Annotated in this window: 5 protein-coding genes; all 5 read right to left on the bottom strand. The window is 34.4% G+C overall.

The features are described from left to right. Positions 1-67 precede the first annotated feature (67 nt). Complete coding sequence (locus DNJ75_RS14610) at positions 68-484, bottom strand: hypothetical protein (RefSeq protein WP_157968392.1); 417 nt, start codon at positions 482-484, stop codon at positions 68-70. A gap of 10 nt (positions 485-494) precedes the next feature. Further along, complete coding sequence (locus DNJ75_RS14615; protein WP_150469093.1) at positions 495-698, bottom strand: hypothetical protein; 204 nt, start codon at positions 696-698, stop codon at positions 495-497. Positions 699-748: 50 nt separating this feature from the next. Then, positions 749-1,255, bottom strand: a complete 507-nt coding sequence (locus DNJ75_RS14620) for a hypothetical protein (protein WP_117004169.1) — start codon at positions 1,253-1,255, stop codon at positions 749-751. Between the two features lie 117 nt (positions 1,256-1,372). Then, positions 1,373-1,705, bottom strand: a complete 333-nt coding sequence (locus DNJ75_RS14625) for a hypothetical protein (RefSeq protein ID WP_117004170.1) — start codon at positions 1,703-1,705, stop codon at positions 1,373-1,375. After that, a partial coding sequence (locus DNJ75_RS15600) for an RHS repeat-associated core domain-containing protein (RefSeq protein ID WP_206609124.1) occupies positions 1,698-2,485 on the bottom strand: 788 nt, incomplete at its 5' end. The genes DNJ75_RS15600 and DNJ75_RS14625, both read right to left, overlap by 8 nt.

Below are 2,485 nucleotides of genomic sequence, written 5' to 3' on the forward strand. Positions count from 1 at the left end.
ATGGTATAGATAGGTGTTTTTTAAACTGATGCTTCATTGCGCTCCGGCAAGGCTACGAAAAATAAATTTATCTTCGCGCTAAAAACCTTTGTTTGCAAGCTTTTTCATACTCAGCGGGAATTGCTGAGTCAACCATCAAGTTTTTGTCAAGATGTGAAAGAAATAGATAAATATCAAAAAAATCTTCAGTTAATAAATTTAGTGTTGGTGAATAGGCATTGAATAAAACTTTAGAAGGTTGACCACAACTTATAAATGCAGCTTTGTGATCCTCGTTGTATGCAACATTAATGTAAAACACATTAGCTTTATCTATTTCAATTTTCTCATTAGAAAATATATCATAAATTGACTCCCAGTCATGCCCTTCGCCAGAAACAAAATCCTTTTTATATAGAATGTTGATGTTTTTATGTCTAATCAAGTCTTTTAACATGCCAATTTTCATAGATTCACATCCCTGATTTTGTACATTAAAAATCATATTAACATCCTCATACATCTAGGTTATTCGTATAATCTTGCATTTGACTTATAGCTCCATCATATTTAGAGCCAAACTTATCCCTTATATCATTAATATCCATTTGTTGAGCATCTTTAAATCTTCCTTGGGAAATTAAATCGGCTTGTTTTGCTCGAAAGGATTTTCCAGAACGTCCCCAGCTTGCAGTTTTCATATGATCTGATTTTTCCATAGATATCGAAGGGACTTTTCCTCTTGGAAGCGGACTGTCTTGGTCGAATTTCAACCTTTTAAATTAAAGTCACTATAGGGATCAATCCATGGTTCTGTCTGCAATGTTAAGCTAGGTTTTTTTTCGTATAAGGCCAATAGTAAGCGTTGAACCTGCTCTTCACCATCAAAAATCATTACTGGAGCTAATTTATTTTCAATAATATATTCTTTAGTGGTCGGAATATCTTTATCCGGCCAATTATAAATACGGTATCTTCCTGATAAAGTGTCGTATATATAGTGAGGTTTTAATGTCGTATCAATATTATAATTATCTAGATTAATGTTCTCTACGATTTTAAAATAACTTTTAGTTACTAAAAACCTTGATATGCAAAATTTGTAGATCAGCGGTGAGTTTAATAAATCATCTAGTTTATATTTTTCTGGTGAGTCAATGAAATAATCAAAAAATGCCACGAAACCTCTATCATTGATTTCAACCCCATAACTATATAAGTCATCTTTAACTTTAATTTCTAATACATTGCCAATTTTACGTCGCTGTCTTTTCATTATACGTCTCCAAACTCATTTCTAGCGGCATCTACATAACTTTGTTTGCGTGGATTAAAGCGACTAATTCCGTTAATCGCATTACCAGAAGTTCCTAGTTTGCAGTTTTCATATGGTCTAATTTTTCAATAAAAACAGGTCAATCTCATCATCACTAACAATTCCTTCCAAGTCAGGATTTGCAAGTTTATATATAGTATCCTCCATTATTTTTTCATGGTTACTTTGATAGGATATATCTTCTCTATTTTCCAGTAAATTTGCCCATTCTGATAATGTTGCATATTGAATTTTGCCTTCTTTGTATAGCATCAAAATTTTGTTTAAATGATGTTTTTTCAACTCAATACCACATGTTTCATCCCAACTGGTTTGACTTAGAAGTGCCTTTAATTCATCTAAAGACAAATCAAAATTAATTAAATGCTGCAAAGCCTTAAATTTATCCATAATATGTTTCCCCATTCATCTTATCTTTAACATGAATAATATTCCCTTCAGGGTTGTAAGTTGTTTTAGTGTATTGAGTTGTATTACCCAATGAATCAATTTGTTTTTCATATACTGCCTTTGAACCAGGAGCTTTCCCAAATGAAGTTGCCTGTGCAGCCACTCCATCATTTGGCAGTGCCTTTAATTCAACTGAAACTTTAGCGTTAGCAGGAATTTTTTTAGAAAACCTTTGAAGATTTTTTGCTTGTAAAGCATTTATATTAACGCTCCTACCTACTTGCTCTACTTCTTCAGCTCCTCTAGCTGCATTAACCTGCCCCGCAACATTTTTCTCTTCCATAACAGCCGTAATGGCACTTTTAATTAAGCCTCCTGCTTCAGTTGCTATGCGGGCTTCAGTGGTACCAATACCCATACCGACAACCATGCCGAGGGTTTCACCGACCATATGGTCAATCTGGTGATCACGATTATACTTTTGATCAACCAATCCGCCACTAATCCCTTTATTCATGCCTGAAGCAAAACTATTGGCATGATCAGCTATGTCATGTCCCGTGTCACCGCTAAACATCCCACTGATTGACCAAAGTCCCGTCGGGTCAATATATCTTAAAGGATTATTATTGGCATAAGCATAACGATTAAAACTAAAGATATTATCAACCTCAGGAGGCGCTGGATCATACGCCATAAACCTGCCAAGACTTGGCGCATAGTATCTTGCATTCATATTAACAAGATTCATATCTTTAACGGTCTCTTTGCCTGTAAAGC

It is taken from the genome of Cysteiniphilum litorale (assembly GCF_003428165.1).
In the GTDB taxonomy this organism is placed as follows: domain Bacteria; phylum Pseudomonadota; class Gammaproteobacteria; order Francisellales; family Francisellaceae; genus Caedibacter; species Caedibacter litoralis.

Excerpts from the sequence above, each read along its gene's own strand:
- DNJ75_RS14610 (WP_157968392.1), bottom strand. The coding sequence starts at position 484 with ATGATTTTTAATGTACAAAATCAGGGATGTGAATCTATGAAAATTGGC.
- DNJ75_RS14620 (WP_117004169.1), bottom strand. The coding sequence starts at position 1,255 with ATGAAAAGACAGCGACGTAAAATTGGCAATGTATTAGAAATTAAAGTT.
- DNJ75_RS14625 (WP_117004170.1), bottom strand. The coding sequence starts at position 1,705 with ATGGATAAATTTAAGGCTTTGCAGCATTTAATTAATTTTGATTTGTCT.
- DNJ75_RS14615 (WP_150469093.1), bottom strand. The coding sequence starts at position 698 with ATGGAAAAATCAGATCATATGAAAACTGCAAGCTGGGGACGTTCTGGA.